The organism is Marinitoga aeolica (assembly GCF_029910535.1).
Taxonomy (GTDB): Bacteria; Thermotogota; Thermotogae; order Petrotogales; family Petrotogaceae; genus Marinitoga; species Marinitoga aeolica.
The window spans coordinates 940,294-958,797 of the sequence record NZ_CP069362.1 but is presented as its reverse complement, the minus strand read 5'-3'; the positions used below and the strand labels follow the sequence as shown (position 1 = coordinate 958,797).

At 27.6% G+C, this 18,504-nt stretch carries 13 protein-coding genes; 3 read left to right on the top strand and 10 right to left on the bottom strand.

The window, feature by feature from the left end:
- Positions 1–122: 122 nt before the first annotated feature.
- Complete coding sequence (locus JRV97_RS04440) at positions 123–1,331, top strand: hypothetical protein (protein ID WP_281000579.1); 1,209 nt, start codon at positions 123–125, stop codon at positions 1,329–1,331.
- Positions 1,332–1,367: 36 nt separating this feature from the next.
- On the opposite strand, the gene JRV97_RS04435 is transcribed toward JRV97_RS04440, so the two are convergent.
- The 10 genes from JRV97_RS04435 to JRV97_RS04390 all read right to left on the bottom strand — a co-directional run bounded on the left by JRV97_RS04435 (position 1,368) and on the right by JRV97_RS04390 (position 14,941).
- Entirely contained in the window at positions 1,368–2,213 is an 846-nt protein-coding gene (locus JRV97_RS04435) for a carbohydrate ABC transporter permease (protein WP_281000577.1), read from the bottom strand.
- An 11-nt stretch (positions 2,214–2,224) separates the two neighbouring features.
- A complete protein-coding gene (locus JRV97_RS04430) occupies positions 2,225–3,100 on the bottom strand; it encodes a carbohydrate ABC transporter permease (protein ID WP_281000575.1) in 876 nt (291 codons plus the stop codon).
- A gap of 57 nt (positions 3,101–3,157) precedes the next feature.
- Positions 3,158–4,471, bottom strand: a complete 1,314-nt coding sequence (locus JRV97_RS04425) for an ABC transporter substrate-binding protein (protein WP_281000573.1) — start codon at positions 4,469–4,471, stop codon at positions 3,158–3,160.
- 154 nt (positions 4,472–4,625) lie between these two features.
- Positions 4,626–6,683, bottom strand: a complete 2,058-nt coding sequence (locus JRV97_RS04420; RefSeq protein WP_281000571.1) for an HD domain-containing phosphohydrolase — start codon at positions 6,681–6,683, stop codon at positions 4,626–4,628.
- A 19-nt stretch (positions 6,684–6,702) separates the two neighbouring features.
- Positions 6,703–8,025, bottom strand: a complete 1,323-nt coding sequence (locus JRV97_RS04415) for an NYN domain-containing protein (RefSeq protein WP_281000569.1) — start codon at positions 8,023–8,025, stop codon at positions 6,703–6,705.
- 25 nt (positions 8,026–8,050) lie between these two features.
- The gene (locus JRV97_RS04410; protein ID WP_281000567.1) at positions 8,051–9,646 is read right to left on the bottom strand and encodes an NAD(P)/FAD-dependent oxidoreductase; all 1,596 of its coding nucleotides are present in this window, start codon (positions 9,644–9,646) and stop codon (positions 8,051–8,053) included.
- Positions 9,647–9,652: 6 nt separating this feature from the next.
- Complete coding sequence (locus tag JRV97_RS04405) at positions 9,653–11,020, bottom strand: diguanylate cyclase domain-containing protein (protein ID WP_281000564.1); 1,368 nt, start codon at positions 11,018–11,020, stop codon at positions 9,653–9,655.
- Positions 11,021–11,120: 100 nt separating this feature from the next.
- Entirely contained in the window at positions 11,121–12,296 is a 1,176-nt protein-coding gene (locus JRV97_RS04400) for a sugar ABC transporter permease (protein ID WP_407081572.1), read from the bottom strand.
- A 6-nt stretch (positions 12,297–12,302) separates the two neighbouring features.
- Entirely contained in the window at positions 12,303–13,817 is a 1,515-nt protein-coding gene (locus JRV97_RS04395; RefSeq protein ID WP_281000560.1) for an ATP-binding cassette domain-containing protein, read from the bottom strand.
- Positions 13,818–13,879: 62 nt separating this feature from the next.
- The gene (locus tag JRV97_RS04390; RefSeq protein WP_281000558.1) at positions 13,880–14,941 is read right to left on the bottom strand and encodes a sugar ABC transporter substrate-binding protein; all 1,062 of its coding nucleotides are present in this window, start codon (positions 14,939–14,941) and stop codon (positions 13,880–13,882) included.
- 239 nt (positions 14,942–15,180) lie between these two features.
- On the opposite strand from JRV97_RS04390, the gene JRV97_RS04385 reads away from it, so the two are divergent.
- Positions 15,181–17,154: a sensor histidine kinase gene (locus JRV97_RS04385; RefSeq protein ID WP_281000556.1), complete on the top strand. Its 1,974-nt coding sequence runs from the start codon at positions 15,181–15,183 to the stop codon at positions 17,152–17,154.
- Positions 17,154–18,503, top strand: a complete 1,350-nt coding sequence (locus JRV97_RS04380; protein ID WP_281000554.1) for a sigma-54-dependent transcriptional regulator — start codon at positions 17,154–17,156, stop codon at positions 18,501–18,503. The genes JRV97_RS04385 and JRV97_RS04380 overlap by 1 nt, the downstream gene beginning before the upstream one ends.
- The last annotated feature ends 1 nt before the right edge of the window (position 18,504 follow it).

The following is an 18,504-nucleotide window of genomic DNA, read 5'->3' as shown; positions in this document are numbered from 1 at the left end:
ATGTTAATAAAGTTGAATTAATGGAAGAAATAAAGAAATAAAAAACCCAAAAACGTAAAAAGTATAAATTTTGAAAAGTTATGGTATAATGATTTTAGAATTTAAACTTTGGGGGTGGTATTATGAAAAATAAGATTATTATATTTATTTTATTTGTTTTGGCATTGTCTATTTTTGCTGAAGATAATAGAAAAACATTGCTTATTTATTCAAAAGGTTATTCTACACTTTCAAATAAAGTGGAACATAGATTGAAAGAAAGATTATTGGAAATGGGGAAGTATAGATTAGTTGAAAGGGATTTAAATGTTTTAAATGAAGTAGAAAGAATATTAAGTGGAGTTGCGAATAAAAAAGGATTTGAATTCAAACACCTTGCAGCAGATTATATTGTATATGTTGAAGTAATTGATGCAGAATCAAGAAGAAAAGAGGATGATGATGGGAATGTATGGTATGAATACGATATTGAAGGTGCATATAGATTAATAGATGTAGAAACGAGTCAAATTTTAGAAATTAAAACTATAAATGCAATTGGTTCGTCAAATGTAACAAAGTTTATTAGTGAAGATGAAGCAAGAGAAAATGCAAAAAATCAGGCAATAGACTATCTCGTATCTTCACTGGTATATAGAATGAATAAGCTATTTTTAATAAATGCCAATATTGTAAATATTGAAAATAATATGGTTTTAATTGATGCAGGAAGAAATGTTGGAATTTACAAAGGGATGATGTTTTCTTTTGCTAAAATATATACTGTAAATAATGACATTTATAGAAAAAAGGATGGGAAACTTATCGTAAAAGATTTGTCTGAAAATTCAGCAATTTTAGAAATTCTGGTAAAACCAAAATTCAAAATAGATCAAACTTTAAAAGTAATAGAAAATCCAGATTTATCTCCAATAAGAGGTCATATTACATTGAGTGGGGGTTATGTATTTGATGGAAGCTATTTAGGTAGGATAGATTTTATAGGTGATAATTATAAAGGTTTTGGTTTTGGTACATATCTTGATTTTATTTTTGATTCTAATAAATCAATTTTAACAACAGGTATTACACTTGGTTATATGAAAGATTTTGGTAGAATAATGCCTCAAATTGGTGTGGATTTATATATGAGTTCTTCATTTAATTATGATACAGAATATGCTACTAATATAGCTTTAGGAGTAAGTCCAAATATAGGGGTTGAACTATTATTGACTGATAATTTTGCTGTTACAGTTAATGGAGGTTATAGATTAGAAACAGGAATTGAAGGGAATTATGAAGAAATAAATTCGCCATTTGTAAGAGTTGGAATAGATATTTTGTTTTAATTATAAAAAAATGCTGCAAGAAAATGCAGCATTTTTTTATCCTTTTAGTCCAGAACTTACAAGGCTTTTTACAAAAAGGTTTTGAATAGCAAAGAAGATTATTAATGTTGGAATAAGGGCAATCATTGTACCTGCCATGATTGTTCCCCAATTATTAGATGCTTCTGCATCAATTAACATTTTAACTCCAATTTGAACTGTTTTCATTTTGTCGTCCATTGTTGCAATTAAGGGCCATAAATAAAGGTTCCAGGCATAAACGAAATTAATTAAAGCTGCACCACCGAGCATAGACTTTGAAAGTGGTAGTAAAATTCTCCAGAAATATTGCATAGATGTTGCGCCATCAATTTTGGCAGCATCACTTAATTCTTTTGGAATGGTTAAAAAATGTTGTCTCATTAAAAAAGCATTAGTTGCACTTGCTGTAAATGGTATTATTAATGCATAATATGTATTAATCCAACCAAATTGCTTCATAATTAAGAATAATGGAAGAATCATTACAGTTTCTGCAGGTAAAAACAGGGTAATGAATAATATCATAAAGGAAATATTTTTACCCTTAAATTGAAAGTTGGCAAAAGCATAACCAGCTAGAGTCCCAGTAACTAACTTTCCAAAAGTAATAAAAAAAGCAACTATCGCTGAATTTAAAAGCATTCTTCCTAAATTTACAAGCTGCAAAGCTTCTACGTAATTCTGCCAATGGAATGAACTGGGAAATAATTTTGGTGGAAATGTATAAACTTCAGTTGGTTTCATGAAGCTCATACTTAATGCGAGTAAAACTGGTGCCATTATTATTAAAGAAATAATAATTAAAGTTATTTCTGATAGTATTAAATTAGTTTTTTTTCTTTTTGAAATACTTGAAGCCATAGCAAATCACCTCACTGATAATGAACAGATTTTTCTACGTTGTGGAAGTAAATGAAAGTGATAACTCCCATAATTGCGAACATTACAATAGATTGTGCCGCTGCAGAACCATTGTTTTGGAATGCAAAAGCATCAAGATATAATTTGTAAATCATTGTTGTTGTTGTTCCAAGAGGACCACCTTTTGTCATTATATCTATAATACCAAAAGAAGCAAACATAGTTGTTGTGAAATTCATTATAAACAAATAAAATGTTATAGGCGACAACAGTGGAAATTTAATTTTCCACATTCTTTGCCATAAATTAGCTCCATCTATCATAGAAGATTCCAGTAGAGAATCTGGAATCGATTGTAGTCCCGCAATATAAAAAATTAAATCAAAAGGCAACATCTTCCATATGGTTGCTAACATTACAGCAATAAAAGCATAAGGTGTAGTTGTAAGCCAGTCAGTATCTATACCAAAAAGTTCTAAAAAGATATAATTTAAATAACCAACAGTTGGAGTTAATAAAAAAGACCATAAAGTACCTGCAATTGCAGGTGAAATAGCGTATGGTGCAAAAATAAAAAGTCTAAATAATCTTGTTCCAGGAATATTTTGTACCAGTAATTGTGAAATTAAAAAAGCTATAAGTATTGTTAAGAATACAGAAGAGAATGAATATATAAAAGATGTTAAAATAACGCTATAATATTCAGGATCAGTAAATAGATCGGTGAAATTATCAAGACCAACGAATATGCTCCTGTTTCCAAAAAATGACTCTTGGTAAAAACTCAGTTTAAAAGAATATGCGGCTGGCCAATAAATGAATATAATTATTATAATAAATGTTGGAATAAGTAAAATATATGGTGTCAACTTACTTTTCCAGGACATGAACAATTCCTCCTTTTTTAAAAAAGGGCGGATTTCTCCGCCCGTTTATTTGAATTATTATTTAAATACTCTGTTATATCTCTTTAGAGCATTAGTTACCTGTTTTGCAGCATCGTTAAGAGCTCTATCTACGGTTTTTTTGCCATTTATAACATTTTCATATTCTGTTTCAATAATCTCTCTAGTTTCTGGGAATACGCCCATAACTGCACCATTTGTATTAACTGTTTGTTTTGATAATAATAGTTCCATAATAGCTGTTAAATAATTTGGATGTTGTGAATAGAATCCTTCGGATAATAATTTTTCTAAAGCATCTTTTCTTACAGGGAAATAACCTGTTTCTAAATGCCATCTTATTTGTTGTTCAGGTTCTGTCATCCATTTTACAAATTCCCACGCAGCATCAATTTCTTCTTTTGGATGATCTTTAAGAATCCATAATGATCCTCCACCTATTACTGATCCACCCTGTACGCTTAAATCTGGTTTTGGTAAGAATGCTGTACCAACTTCGAATCCATTTTCTTTTGCTGTTTCAACAAAGAATTTAACATCTGATGTTGAATATAATACCATACCAGCTTTTTGTGAAATAAATATTTGTCTTGCTCCTGACCAATCTTCTCTCTTTGTATTCAATAATAAGCCTTCATCTGTCATCTTCTTGAATAAATTAAAGATATTTTTACCAGCCTGACTATTGAAAACAGCTTCTGTAGGTCTTATACCAACTCTACCATTTCCGTTATTTACCAATGGAGCATTTTGAACAGCCATTAATTGTTCAAAGAACCATGAATGTGTTGGCCAGGTTAATCCATATCTGATAACATTACCATTTGCATCTTTTTTCTGTAATTTTCTAGCATATTCTATTAATTCATCATATGTTCTTGGTGGTTTGTTAGGATCTAATCCAACTTCTTTAAACATTGTTTTGTTGTAGAATAAAATAGCTGTTGATGAATTAAATGGCATTGAATACATTTTTCCATCTACTGTATAGTAATTTGTAACTTGTTCTAAGAAAGCACCTTTATCGATAGTTGGATCTTCGTCAATTAAATCTCCAATAGGAACAGCTATTCCACCATCGATCATTGCCTGAGTTCCAATATCATAAATTTGTACGACATGTGGAGCATTTCCAGCTTTTACTGCAGCTACAGTTTTATTGAAGGTATCGCGGTAAGAACCTGTGTATTGGACATTAACTTTAATATTTGGATGAGTCTTCATAAAATCATTTGCCATACTTTGTAATAGTTGAATTCTCCACCCGCTCATAGCATGCCAGAATTCAATAGTAACTTGTGCAAACATAGAAATACTTAAAACAACTACCAATAAAACAAGAAACTTCTTCATACACTTTCCCCCCTTTTGGAATTAGGATATCTTAAGATATCACGTGAAATATTATTGAATATTATTTGAAGAGCAAGAGACATTAATATAAAAATCATTGTGTAAATATTATACTACTTTTCTAAAGAAAAATCAACAAAAAAGAAAACAAAATTTAAAGTATATCCATACCTTCATTGAGTTTATTATAAATCTTTTTGAATTCATTATGGGAATTTTTAAATAGTTTTAAAATTTCCGGATTGAAGAATTCAGGTTTGGTTCTTTCATCACCTTTTAAAATTATTTCCACAGCAATTTCATGTGAAAAACCCTTTTTATATGGTCTGTTGCTCCTTAAAGCATCATAAACATCAGCTAATGCAACAATTTGTGCTTCTATAGGAATTTCATCCCCTTTTAAACCATATGGGTACCCTTCTCCGTTATATTTTTCATGATGGTATAAAGCTATATTTTTGGCAACAGTAAAATAAGGGTCATCTAAAATTTTTGCACCATATATTGTATGTTTTTTCATTTCTTCCCATTCGTTTTTATTTAGAGGACCTTTTTTTAATAGAATAGATTTATCTATTAAAAGTTTTCCTATATCATGTAATGGGGAATAAGTATAAATATCATCAATTAATTTTCCATCTAAGTTTAGTTTTTTTGCAATAAATTTAGAAAATTCTGCCACTCTATATATGTGCTTTCCAGTAATATCATCATACTCTTCAGCAATTGAAGCTAATTTTTTAGCAAGATTAAGATATGTATCTTTTGTATATTCATAAGATAATTTTTCAATCCAGAATGCTCTGGCAAGATTTGCAAAAATTTCAAATATTTCTTTTGATTCTTCAGAAAATGTTTTTTCACTATTAATATCTATATCAAGGCAAAAATTAATCCATTGTTCTTCTTTTAATTTTATTTCATAAATCATTGTTTGTTTTATGGGTTTTGAAGCTGCTTTTAGAATTTTATATGATTCTTCATTCATTTCTATTTTTTCGTTTTCAATAATATTATCAATGATTTTAATTTTTTCTTTTGTTGGTGTGTGACCAGCTGCGTATGTGATATTTTTAAGCATTTCAAAATTATGTCCATAAGCGCTTAAAAATTTCCATTGATTTTTCTTTGAGTCGATAAATATAATGCTTCCATAATCGGCTTCTGGAATTAGAAAGATTGCTGTTCTTAATAAATCATTGTAAAATTCATCAAAAGTACTTGAAAATTTTAATTTAGACATTATTTTTGTGAGTTTAATTAATTTAAAATTAATATCTTCCATATTCATATAACTTTCTTCTAATTCTTCGTTCATAGAAGTTAATTCGCTATTATAAGCTTCTAATTCTTCGTTTTTTCTTTTTAATTTTTTTGTAACTTTTATAAATAATATATAGAAAGTCAAAGAACTGATAAATAAAGTAATGATAGCTATAACAGCAGTATTTAAAGCTTTATTAACCCATTTTGGAATTAAAATTTTATCTTTAAATATATATTTTCTCATGAGAGAAAAATATACAGAATCTTCTTCGTTTTTCCATTTGTTTAGATAATAATCAATTTTATTGATAATATCATCTTTTATATTTTTTGAGAAACCATAATAGACTTCTATAGGTAAAAATACAATAGGGGTTTTATGAAGATTATATGGGTTATTAGAATATAGTCTATTTACAACACCAGCATCACAAATGTTATTTCTTACAGCTTTTAAAACCTCATCATATGAATTATATTCGTGAAATTCAATGTTTAAATTCATTTTTTGAGATAGATTTTTTATACCATTTTCATGAGTATAGTATATATCATTTTTTAAGACAGCAATCTTTTTATTTTTTAGATCTAATAATGAATCTATGCTATTATCTTTGGAATATATCACACCCCAATTTGTAAAAAAAGGTTGTGAAGGATATTTAATAAATAATTCTCTATCCTTTGTTTTTCCTAAAGCTATTAATATATTAATTTCATTATTTTTAATTTTTTCTATAAGATTTGGAAAGCTATCATATTGATATTTTAGATGCCAATTTTCTTTTTGAGCTATCTCTTTTAGCAAATCAATTGCCAAACCTTTATATTCGTTATTTTCTTTATAAGTTAGCGGTTTGTTTTCATATATACCAACTATTAAATTTTCTGCATTTAAAAGAGTTAGAAAAATGAGAAATAAAATAATAAAAATAACCTTTTTCATTAAATCACCTAAATTTTGATTATTTATTAAGATTTTTGTAGTATTTATAATATGGTTTTACATAAAACACTTCTTGTAAATTCATTAAATGAATTATTATTTCATTTAACCTTTTAGTATTTTCCGAATCATATATATATTTTGCAACTATAGGTAGATTTTTTTCGTGTATGTCTTCATCTTTCAAAATGCTTTTTATATAAAATGCTTCAACAGCTATTTTAAACTCATTAAAATCAGCATTTAAATAAACAGGTGTTTTCATACTAACATAATCACTACCATCTTTACCTATGAATTTACCGGAGAATTTTAAAGCAATTCCAAATGATCCAACAACTTTATTGGTAAGATTTAAATCTTTTTTGGCAGAATGTATAGCTTCAATAATTGAATTTACTTTTTTTTCTTTAAATAGATTGTATACATAGTCTATAAATTTATCCCTGAATCCTGGATAAGGGAGTATTTTTTCATGTTTAATTTCCCATCTTCTTGGGATAGGAACGAGAATATACCCCTTAGAATTTTTCCATAGTCTTTTTTCTTCAATCATTTTTACAATTAATTCTTTAAGTGAATATTTAGAATTTTTAGTTATCCATGGATTTTTTTCTTGCGCTTTTGAAACCAGCTGTTCAAGTTTTAATGGAATAACACTTGTAGCTAACAATCTTTCAATATAACGCATATAATTTTCTTCATATTCGCTATATTCACCATTTTTAGAATAAAATTCATTTCTTATTTCTTTTATTAAGTGATTAATAAAATCATTATAAGATAAAAAACCGAAATCCCTATAATCTATTTTCATTCCAGTGACAATTCTTTTTATAATGCCTTCATTTACATCATCATATTGATGTTCTTCTATAATCCTTATTATTTCATCTACGATATCTTCTATAGTATCTTTATCCTCTATTTTTTCTGATTTTACTATTTCTTCATATGGAATAAAGATATCAGCTGAAAGTTCCATTTCTTTAGAAGTATTTTTACTTCTACTTACTACAATAACTTCCTTTCCATATATCCTTAGTTTTTTTACCAGAGGGACAAAGTCCGCATCACCTGTTACCAGTACAAAACCGTCAATATGAGGCAAGGAAAACATAGTTTCAATAGCATCGATGGCTAATTTAATGTCATTTCCCTTTTTGTTTTCAAAACCATCTTCTGGCATTTCTATTAATTCAATACCATGTCTTGAAAACGAAAACATTGTTGCAGGATATTTTGACCAATGAGCATAGGCTTTTCCCCCAACAATTTTACCCAATTCTTTGATTTTCTCAATTATCAATTCTGGATCAACAGGTTGATTCTGGTAGTCCATGAATATAAATATACTTTTAATAATTTCACCATCCTTTTTTATATTTACTAATAATTCTTTCAGCTATTCTAATCCCATCTACAGCTGATGATGTAATACCACCAGCATACCCTGCGCCTTCACCTGCAGGATATAGTCCTTTAATATTAATACTTTCATAATCTTCGTTTCTTTCTATTCTTACAGGTGAAGAACTGCGTGTTTCTACACCAGTTAATAAAGAATCATAATTTGAAAAATATTTTAATTTCTTTCCCATTGCTAATATTCCTTCTTTTAATGCAGAAGAAATATAGTCGGGAAAAATTTTATTTAAATCATAGAATACTGTTCCTGGTTTGTATGTTGGGTTAACACTACCAAATTTAGATGATTTTTTTGATTTTAAAAAATCACCAAATAATTGAACAGGTGCATAATATGATTGAGATATTTCAAATGCTTTTTTTTCATATCTTCTTTGAAAATCTACTCCAGAAAGAGGATGTTTTGAAGGAAAGTCCTCAGGTGATACATTTACTAAAATTGCACTATTAGAGTTTATATTATTTCGTGCAAATTCACTCATTCCATTAGTAACAACCATATTTTTTTCTGATGCAGATGCAACAACATATCCTCCAGGACACATACAAAACGTATATACTGCTCTACCGTTTTTTGCTCTATGTGATAGTTTATAATCAGCAGCTTTTAATTTAGGGTGATTATAAAATTTTCCATATTGACTTTTGTCTATCATTTCTTTTAAGTGTTCTATTCTAACTCCAATGGAAAATGGTTTTTGGGTTATTTTTACTCCTTTTTCGAATAATGTTTGAAACGTATCTCTTGCACTATGCCCAATAGCTAAAATTACAATATCAGAATATAATTTTTCTGAATTATTTACAATTACACCTTTGATTTTATTATTTTTTATGATAAAATCTGTAACTTTTGAATTAAATAAAATTTTACCACCCAAATTTTCAATCTTTTTTCTTATGTTTTTTACAGCTATTTCTAATTTATCAGTTCCGATATGTGGTTTGTTTATGTATAAAATTTCTTCAGGGGCACCTGCTTCAACAAATTCTTTTAGCATTTTTCTAATTCTATTATGTTTGTCTTTTATTAATGTGTTTAACTTTCCATCAGAAAATGTCCCTGCGCCACCTTCACCAAATTGAACATTACTTTCTGTATTTAAAATACTATTTTCCCAAAAGTTTTTAACATCTTTTTTCCTTTCATCAACCTTTTTACCCCGTTCTAAAATTATTGGTTCATATCCAGCTTCGGCTAAAATTAGAGCAGAAAACATCCCAGCAGGACCAAAACCTATAATTATTGGTTTGTGTTTTAATGGAATATCACCTGGTATTGGAAATTTGTAATTATAGTTAGGGGATTTTGATATAAAACTATGTTTTAAAAATATGTCTTCATTTTCTATTTCGAAATCGATGTTATAAATAAAATAAATCATCGTATTCTTTTTTCTTGCATCAATAGATTTTTTTCTAATGTAAAATTTTCTAATATCATTTGAAGATATATTTAATTTTTTAGCTATTTCAGCTTTTATATCTTCATTTGAATGGTCTATAGGTAATTTTATATTATTAATTCTCAACATTTTTAATTACTCTCCTCTGTAAAATTCAATTAGTTTATCTGTTTTTTTTGCTTTGTACATAGTTTTGTCTGAAATGTTGATTAATTGTTCTACATCATTACCATGATTGGGAAAAAAAGATACACCACAATTGAATTTGATTTTTAAATCAATGTTTTCGTATTTTATAGGGGTGTCCAGATTTTCTTTTAATCTTTTTATAACTTCTAAAACTTTTGATTCATCAGTATCAGGTAATATAAGAATGAATTCATCTCCTCCAATTCTTGCAGGGAAATCACTTTCCCGTATAGAATTTTTTAGAGCATCAGCAAATTCATATAAAAAGTGGTCACCGACGTCATGACCGTAATTGTCGTTAATTAATTTAAATTTTTTCAGGTCGATATAAACAAAAGCTAATTTCATATTCTTTCTTTTTGCTAATTTAAGCATGTTTTCTGCATATTCATATAAATAAACCCTATTAGGTAATGTTGTTAATTGGTCGTGTAAAGCAAGGTATTTCAATTTTTGCTCTAATTTTTTTCTTTTAATAACTTGTGAAAGTTCATTTGAAATTATTTCGCCAATGTATATATCCTCTTCATTAAAAGCATTATCATTTTTAAATGAATCGAGGTTTATTATTCCTTCCAGGATACCATCTATAATGATAGGAATAGTTAAAGTTGCTTTTATATCTTGAATCTTTCCAGCAGATAGCATTATATTTCTTTCATATATATTTCTATATTTATGCTTAGTAAATTTTTTAACAGTGACTTTATCGAATGGTAAAAGCATTTTTGGCGTTAAAACAACCTTTTTAATATTATCGAGATCAAAATTTACAGCTGCAACAAAATGAAATAATCCATCTTTTTCTTTCATTAAAATACTTCCACCATCAGCATTATCAATTATTTTAACAGCTTCTTCCAGGAAAAACTGATATATGTTTGAATTGTCAGATAATGTATAAGAATTAATTATTAATTGATGAACTTTATTGATTTTTTCACGCAATTGTTCATATTTAATTTTTTCTGTTATATCAAATCCAAAACCAATTAATCCTATTTTTTCGTTTTTCTCAGAATAAGCAATGCTACTATATGCTTCTAAAAATATTTCTTTTTTTTCAGGAGTTATAAATTTTAATATAGACCTTTTTTCGAAAATATTATTAACATCATTAAAAAATGTTTTGAAATTTAAAATTCTACTTTCTTTTTCTTCATCAGGGATAAAATTATCAAAAACATTAATACCAATAATTTTACTTTTGGGCAATCCTAATAGATTACACCCGAATTTATTTATATCTTTTATTATTCCATCTTTATCAAGAAAAATATAAAGAAAATTAAAATCATCGAAATTGATATTCATAATAAAAAACTCCCTTTTGTAATCTATTGTAATTATATCATATTAATATTAAAAAAATAATAACCCCCATTTATGGGGGTTATCTATAAAGGAAGGGGTTTTAAGATGCTTTACTTCGAGTTTTTATATCAAATACAACGGCTGCTATTAGAACTGCTCCACGAATAATATATTGGAAAGATATACCAACGCCAATTAAATTCATTCCGTTAATAAGTGATGCCATAACCAAAGCACCTACAATCGAATTAGTGACTTTACCAACACCACCAGCAGCTGATACACCACCAACATATGCAGCGGCAATAGCATCAAGTTCAAATAATGTTCCTGCTGTAGGTGTTGCTGACTGGAATCTTGAGGCATATAAAATACCTGATAATGCTGTTAATAATCCCATTGATCCAAAAACAAATAATGTTATTTTATTTAAACTAATACCACTTAATTTAGCTGCTTCGGGATTACCTCCAACAGCATATATGTGTCTCCCTAAAGCGGTTTTTGTCGTCATAATATGATAAATAAAAGTAACTATTAATACAATTACAAATGTCCATGAAAGTCCATTATAACTTGCCAATATCCAGAAAAGATAAGCTACTATAGAGGATATTAATAATATTTTTAGTATAAACACCGGTATAGATAATACTTCAAAATTATATTTTATCTTATTATTTCTTCTTTTAATTTCAAAATAGATATAGAATAGTATTATAATTATGCCTATTAATAGTGTAGTAACATGGATATTTTCGTTGTGGAAAAAGTCTGGTATATACCCATTTCCAATTTCATTAAATGTATCATTTGATATTATTATCGTACCGGTTTTTTGCGTTGCTACAAGTAAGCCGCCTCTAAAAATCAACATACCAGCCAATGTCATAACAAACGATGGAAGACCGATGAATGAGATAAAAAAACCATTTATTAAACCAAAGATAATTCCTAAAGCAAAAACTATTAATATGGTTGGAAGAACAGGCATATTATGCTGCATCATCAATATAGCCGCAATTGCACCTAAAAAACCAGAACCAAAACCTACAGAAAGATCTATATGTCTTATAACGATAACCAGTGTCATGCCAACAGCTAAAACAGCAATATATCCCATCTGATTAAATAAATTACTTATATTTCTAGCTGAAAGAAATAATCCATCAGTTAAAAAAGAGAAAATTAACATAATAACTACAAGAGCTATATACATTCCATATTCTCTAATATGTTTTTTAAGCAAAGTTCTTAATTCTCCAAACATACAAATTCCTCCTTAATATTCTACAGCCATTGCCATAATTTTTTCTTGAGTAGCTTCTTTATTGCTTAATTCTCCGACTATTTTTCCACCAGCCATAACGTAAATTCTATCGCTCATGCCTAAAACTTCAGGTAATTCTGAAGATATCATGATAATGCTCATACCTTCTGCAACCAACTCGTTCATAATATTATAAATTTCATGTTTTGCACCCACGTCTATACCTCTTGTTGGTTCATCTAAAATCAATAATTTAGGAGTAACAAATAACCATTTTGCCAATGAAACCTTTTGCTGATTTCCACCGCTGAGATTCAATACTTTCTGTTCTATACTATGAGATTTTATTTTTAATGATTTTCTATAATTTTCGGAAATTACAACTTCTTCATTTTCGTTTACAAATAAACCCTTTAAAATCTTTTTTAAATTAGCAATGGTAATATTTGTTTTAATATCAAAATCCAATATTAAACCATTACCTTTCCTATCTTCAGAAACATAGGCAATACCAGCTTTTATTGCATCAGATGTTGATTTAAATTGCATTTTTTGGCCTTCAAAATAGAGTTCTCCGCTAACCTTATAATCATCAGGATTTCCAAAAATACTATGAGCAAGTTCTGTTCTACCTGCACCAATTAAACCAGCTATACCAACAATTTCTCCTCTTCTAACATAGAAATCAGCAGATTTAACAACATATCTTTCATTTTTTCTATCAAAAGCTTTCCAATTCTTTATTTCAAATATCTTTTCTCCAATTTTATGATTTCTTTTTGGATAAATATCATTTATTTCTCTGCCAACCATATGTTTAATAATTACATTTTCTGATATATTTTTATTCTCAATTGTTGTTATAGTTAAACCATCTCTTAAGACAGTGATGGTATCAGCTACTTCCAATACCTCATTTAATTTATGAGATATTAATATTGAAGTAATTCCATGATTCTTTAAATCCTTTATTATTTGTAATAATTTTTCACTATCTGTTTCATTTAAAGCAGATGTCGGTTCATCCAATATTAATAATTTAACGTTTTTACTAAGCGCTTTTGCGATTTCGATAATTTGTTGAACACCCACACCAAAATCCTTAACCTTTTTGGATGTATCTAACGTATAACCTAATTTTTTTAATACCTTTTCAGCTTCAGTTATAGTTTTATTCCAATCAATAATTCCATTATTTTTTATTTCATGACCCAAAAAAATGTTTTCATATACAGTTAATTCTGGAATTAATGCTAATTCCTGATATATAGTAACAATACCAACCTTTTCACTATCGTAAATAGTATTAAACTTTTGTTCTTTCCCTTCAAATATTATTTGACCATCATATGTCCCATGCTTATGAAATCCACTAAGTACTTTCATTAAAGTGGATTTTCCCGAACCGTTTTCACCAATTAAACAATGAATCTCTCCTCTTTTTACCTTGAAATTTACGTTATCCAGAGCTTTTACGCCAGGAAATTCTTTTGTAATATTTTTCATTTCAAGAATATATTCGCTCAAAAAGATCACCCCTTACTTGAAAAAGGGTAGCGTTTCCACTACCCCCTTAATTACATTTTAAATTACCATCTAAAATCAGATTTTTTATAATATCCTGAATCGATTAATACTTTTTTAACATTATCTTTTGTAACAACAGCAATATTTGATTGAATTGCTGGAACCATTTTTGCGCCATTATCATATGAATTAGGAGTAATTAATTTTACGCCTTTTAATACAAATTGAGCTAAGCTTATAGCATCTTTTACTAATAATCTAACATCTTTAAATACTGTCATTGATTGTTTTCCGTCAATTATATATTGAATAGAAGCTTTTTCTGCATCTTGACCTGTTACATAATATTTTTTAACATCTCTATCCTGTCTGAATGCATCAGCAATAGCTCTTGCAGTACCATCATTAGGTGCTAAAATAAATACTGTACCTTTATCTGCTTTTCTAGCTCTTGTTAAGTTATCTTCTGCTTTTCTTCTGGCAACTGTAAAGCTCCAATCTGTTGTAATTTGATTAATAATTTTTGCCATTTCTTCTCTTGTTAATTCTTTTTTGTTTTGTAATTTCACAGCTTCTGAAGAATTAATTATTCTGAATGTTCCATCAGCAATTTTAGGTTGTAAAACTTCCCATGCACCTTGGAAGAATAAGAATGCGTTATTATCTGATAATGCACCAGCGTATAAATATAATGGATTATTTTTACCTGTTGCATGATCTACTAAAAATTGACCTTGTGCTCTACCGACTTCAACGCTATCAAAGGTTACATAGTAATCTACAGATTTTGTATTTGTAACTAATCTGTCGTAAGAAATAACTGTAACACCAGCTTTTTTAGCTAAATCTACAGTACTAGCTGCAGCAACTGCATCATGAGGACATATAATCAATACCTTTATACCTTTTGAAAGTAATGCTTCAACGTTTTGTCTTTCTTTTGCAGGGTTACCTTGACTGAATAAAACTTCAACAGAAACGTTTGTGTCTTTTAATGCATCTCTAAATCTTGTTTCATCCTGAACCCATCTTGGTTCGTCTTTTGTTGGGAGAACTATACCTACGTCTAATGCATAAATAGAAATAGCGAATAAAACCAATAATGCCAATAAAACCTTTTTCATAACTCCACCTCCACCTTGAAATATAATAATTTTTAATCCGTTGTAAATATTAGCAACAACGTGCCAGTTTGTGAAATGAGTTTTAATATTTTAGCAATTTATCAGATTTTTAATTATCATAACTTTTAATTATTTGTAATCGTTTCTTATGTAACCATGCAAAAATTGCAGTAAAATGTAAAAAATAGTATAATAACCATGCAAAAATTGCATACTATATGAAAAATGGTGGTGTAAATATGTCATTAAAGAAAAGATTTGTTTTTATAATTTTTATATTTGCTATTTTTCCAATAATTACCACAATGTTTAATAAAATATACATAACAAATGTTTTATTTAAAGAACTTACTGGGTATACATCATCAACTATAAATGATTTTGGATTTGAAACGGTAAGTAAAATTTATCCCACTACGATGAATGTATTGTATGAACAGAAAAATTTATTAAAGAATTTTTCTAAAAAGATTTTAGAAAATCAAAGAGTTATTGATTATGCTAAATTTGGATTATTAAATACATTAAAAATATATATAAGTGAATTATTAAACTCTTCAAATGTAGATGGTATAAGAATCATTATTAAGAATAAAAAAAAGATTGATATTGGTGATTTCCCAGCAATCCAAAATCTTAAAGAAGGTATTATTGAAGGAGAAAAAAATTTTTATATAATATCGGGGTATGTGAAAGATGAAGTTTCAATTTACGCATCGAGAAAAATGGATAGGTTATTTTTGGATTCATTAAATTTGTCTTCCATTGCCATAATTTCTATAGTTGGTAAAAAACATAAAATATTTCAAAATGAAAAATTTTATAAGGATTTTAAACTTGATGGTGATTTTGTGATTTCTAATCGGATTAAATATCCATCTAAAATTATCAATATGCCCGATGATATTAATTTGATTCTATCTTTTGATATATCTCAATTAAGTAATATTCAAAATAAGATTAAAGACATATTTTTTGAAAATATATCATCTAATTTAAATATGTCACTTTTAATATGGTTATTTTTGTCTCCTCTTTTAATATATTTTGCATTGTTTTATTTTGGTAAAGATATTAATACTTTAGAGCTTTCAATAAAAGGAATATCTGATATTGCCAGAGGAAATTTTAATATAAAAATAGATTCTGGAAATCTTGAAAATAACAGATATAAAGAATTAGTAGAATCTATAAATTTGTTATCTTCTAATTTAAGAGATATGAAAGAAGAAATAGAGAAAAATATAGAGAATTTGGAAGATGAGAGAAATACGTTAAAATACTTGGTTGAAAATTTATATGAAGGGATTATATTTTTTGATATAGATGGAAGTATAAAGGTAAAAAATGATTTTGGTGGTGAAGTTTTAAAGGAATTAGGAGAAGAAAATGTAAAAGCATCTAATAACAGAATTTATTCGATAAATATAAAGAACAGTCAAAAGTTAATTGAAGTAACAAGGGAACTTTTTACAAATGGTTCATTTTTAGTGTTAATAAGGGATATTTCTTTAGAAAAAGAAATGAATGATTTATATTCATTAAACGAAAGACTTATTGAAAAGGAAAAGTTTGGAAGAATAGCTGCCCACGAGATAAGAAACCCCTTAAATTCAATGTATTTAAATTTACAATATTTAAAAATGGAGTTTGAAGATAATAAAAAAATTGAAAGTATAGCTAATTTAATAATTGAGCAAATAAAAACCATAGATTCTATTGTAAGTGAGTTATCATCTAAAGCTATTCTGGAATCTAATGAAAAGAAAGTAAATATAAATAATGTTATATCCCAAATCTTGAATTTGTTAAAGTATAGATTTTTAGAAAATTCAATAGAGGTTGAGTTTGAAAAGTCTCATGAATATATTTTAATGAACGCAAATCCCCAGCGTCTTAACCAATTGTTTTACAATATTATTAATAATGCTATAGAAGCAGTAGAAAATAAAAAAAGCGAAAAAAAGATTTTTATTAATGTATCAAAAGAAAATAACAAAATAAAAATTGTTATAGGTGATAATGGTGAAGGTATTCCAGAAGAATATAAAAATAATGTTTTCAAAAAGCCTTTTACAACAAAAAAATATGGTAATGGAATAGGTTTATTTATAGTTCATTCTATAGTAAAAGAACTAAATGGAGATATAAAATTTGAAACATCAAATACAGGAACAAGTTTTATAATAGAGTTTAAAAGCGAGGTGATGTAATGGGAAACATAATAATAATAGAGGATGATAAAAATAGTGCGAATATTTTAAAAAAGTTTTTAGAGAAAAAAAACTACAGTACAGATGTTTTTTATGATTTAAAAAGTGTCCAAAAGATTAATTTGAATAATTATGATGTGATGTTACTTGATATGATTTTGCCAGATGGGAAAGGTACAGAAAAAATAAAAGAGTTTATTGAAATTAATCCATATTTAAAAGTAATAATTATGACAGGATTTGGTGATGTCGAAGATGCGGTTTATTCAATGAAATCAGGAGCATTTGACTTTATAAAAAAGCCTATAGATTTAAAGAGATTAACCTTTATTATAGAAAAAGCATATGAAGAGATTGCATTAGAAAAAGAGAATACCAAATTAAAATATATAGTTCAGGAAAGTATAAAAGATGATTTTGTTATTGGACAATCTGAAATAATGAGAAAATTAATAGAAATTGTTAATAAGGTTATTGAGACAGATGCAAATCTTTTGATAACTGGTGAAACAGGTGTTGGGAAAGAAGTTTTTACGAGATATATACAGAGATTTAGCAAAAGAAAGGATAAACCTTTTATAATAATGAATTGTGCAGCGATTCCAAAAGATCTCGTAGAGTCAGAGTTGTTTGGTTATGAAAAAGGTGCATTTACTGGAGCAGATAAATCAAAACCTGGTAAGTTTGAACTGGCGGATAATGGGACAATATTCCTGGACGAAATTGGGGAATTGCCATTAGATATACAAAGTAAACTTTTAAGAGTTTTAGAAAATGGGATTATAGAAAGGGTTGGTGGAACAAAAGAAATAAAAATTGATGTTAGAGTTATTGCAGCAACCAATAGAAATCTTGAAGAAGAGGTAAAAAAGGGGAATTTTAGAATGGATTTATTTTACAGATTGAATGTTATTAATATAAATATTCCGCCAATCAGAGAAAGAAAAGAAGATATACCTATTTTTATTGAATTTTTTAATAAAAGATATTCTAAGAAATATAACAAAAAACCTCTTAAATTTTCAAAAGATGCGATGAACATGCTGACTGAATATAATTGGCCTGGAAATATCAGAGAAATACGTAATTTTGTTGAAAGAATTTTTATTATTTTTGATACCAATAAGGTTATAAATAGAGTTGATATTGATATTATGTTAAAACCAGAAGAAAATAATTCGAATAAAGGAGTTTCTGTTATGACTTTGGAAGAAATGGAAAGAGAGGTTATATTAAAAGCGTTAAAAAAATATAATGGAAATAAGACAAAGACAGCTAAAGCTTTGGGAATAAGTTTAAGAGCATTGCAGTATAAATTAAAAAAATATGAAAATATGTTGGGGGAATAAA

Excerpts from the sequence above, each read along its gene's own strand:
- JRV97_RS04425 (WP_281000573.1), bottom strand. The coding sequence starts at position 4,471 with ATGAAGAAGTTTCTTGTTTTATTGGTAGTTGTTTTAAGTATTTCTATG.
- JRV97_RS04435 (WP_281000577.1), bottom strand. The coding sequence starts at position 2,213 with ATGGCTTCAAGTATTTCAAAAAGAAAAAAAACTAATTTAATACTATCA.
- JRV97_RS04405 (WP_281000564.1), bottom strand. The coding sequence starts at position 11,020 with ATGAATATCAATTTCGATGATTTTAATTTTCTTTATATTTTTCTTGAT.
- JRV97_RS04410 (WP_281000567.1), bottom strand. The coding sequence starts at position 9,646 with ATGTTGAGAATTAATAATATAAAATTACCTATAGACCATTCAAATGAA.
- JRV97_RS04430 (WP_281000575.1), bottom strand. The coding sequence starts at position 3,100 with ATGTCCTGGAAAAGTAAGTTGACACCATATATTTTACTTATTCCAACA.
- JRV97_RS04385 (WP_281000556.1), top strand. The coding sequence starts at position 15,181 with ATGTCATTAAAGAAAAGATTTGTTTTTATAATTTTTATATTTGCTATT.
- JRV97_RS04420 (WP_281000571.1), bottom strand. The coding sequence starts at position 6,683 with ATGAAAAAGGTTATTTTTATTATTTTATTTCTCATTTTTCTAACTCTT.
- JRV97_RS04390 (WP_281000558.1), bottom strand. The coding sequence starts at position 14,941 with ATGAAAAAGGTTTTATTGGCATTATTGGTTTTATTCGCTATTTCTATT.
- JRV97_RS04440 (WP_281000579.1), top strand. The coding sequence starts at position 123 with ATGAAAAATAAGATTATTATATTTATTTTATTTGTTTTGGCATTGTCT.
- JRV97_RS04380 (WP_281000554.1), top strand. The coding sequence starts at position 17,154 with ATGGGAAACATAATAATAATAGAGGATGATAAAAATAGTGCGAATATT.
- JRV97_RS04415 (WP_281000569.1), bottom strand. The coding sequence starts at position 8,025 with ATGGACTACCAGAATCAACCTGTTGATCCAGAATTGATAATTGAGAAA.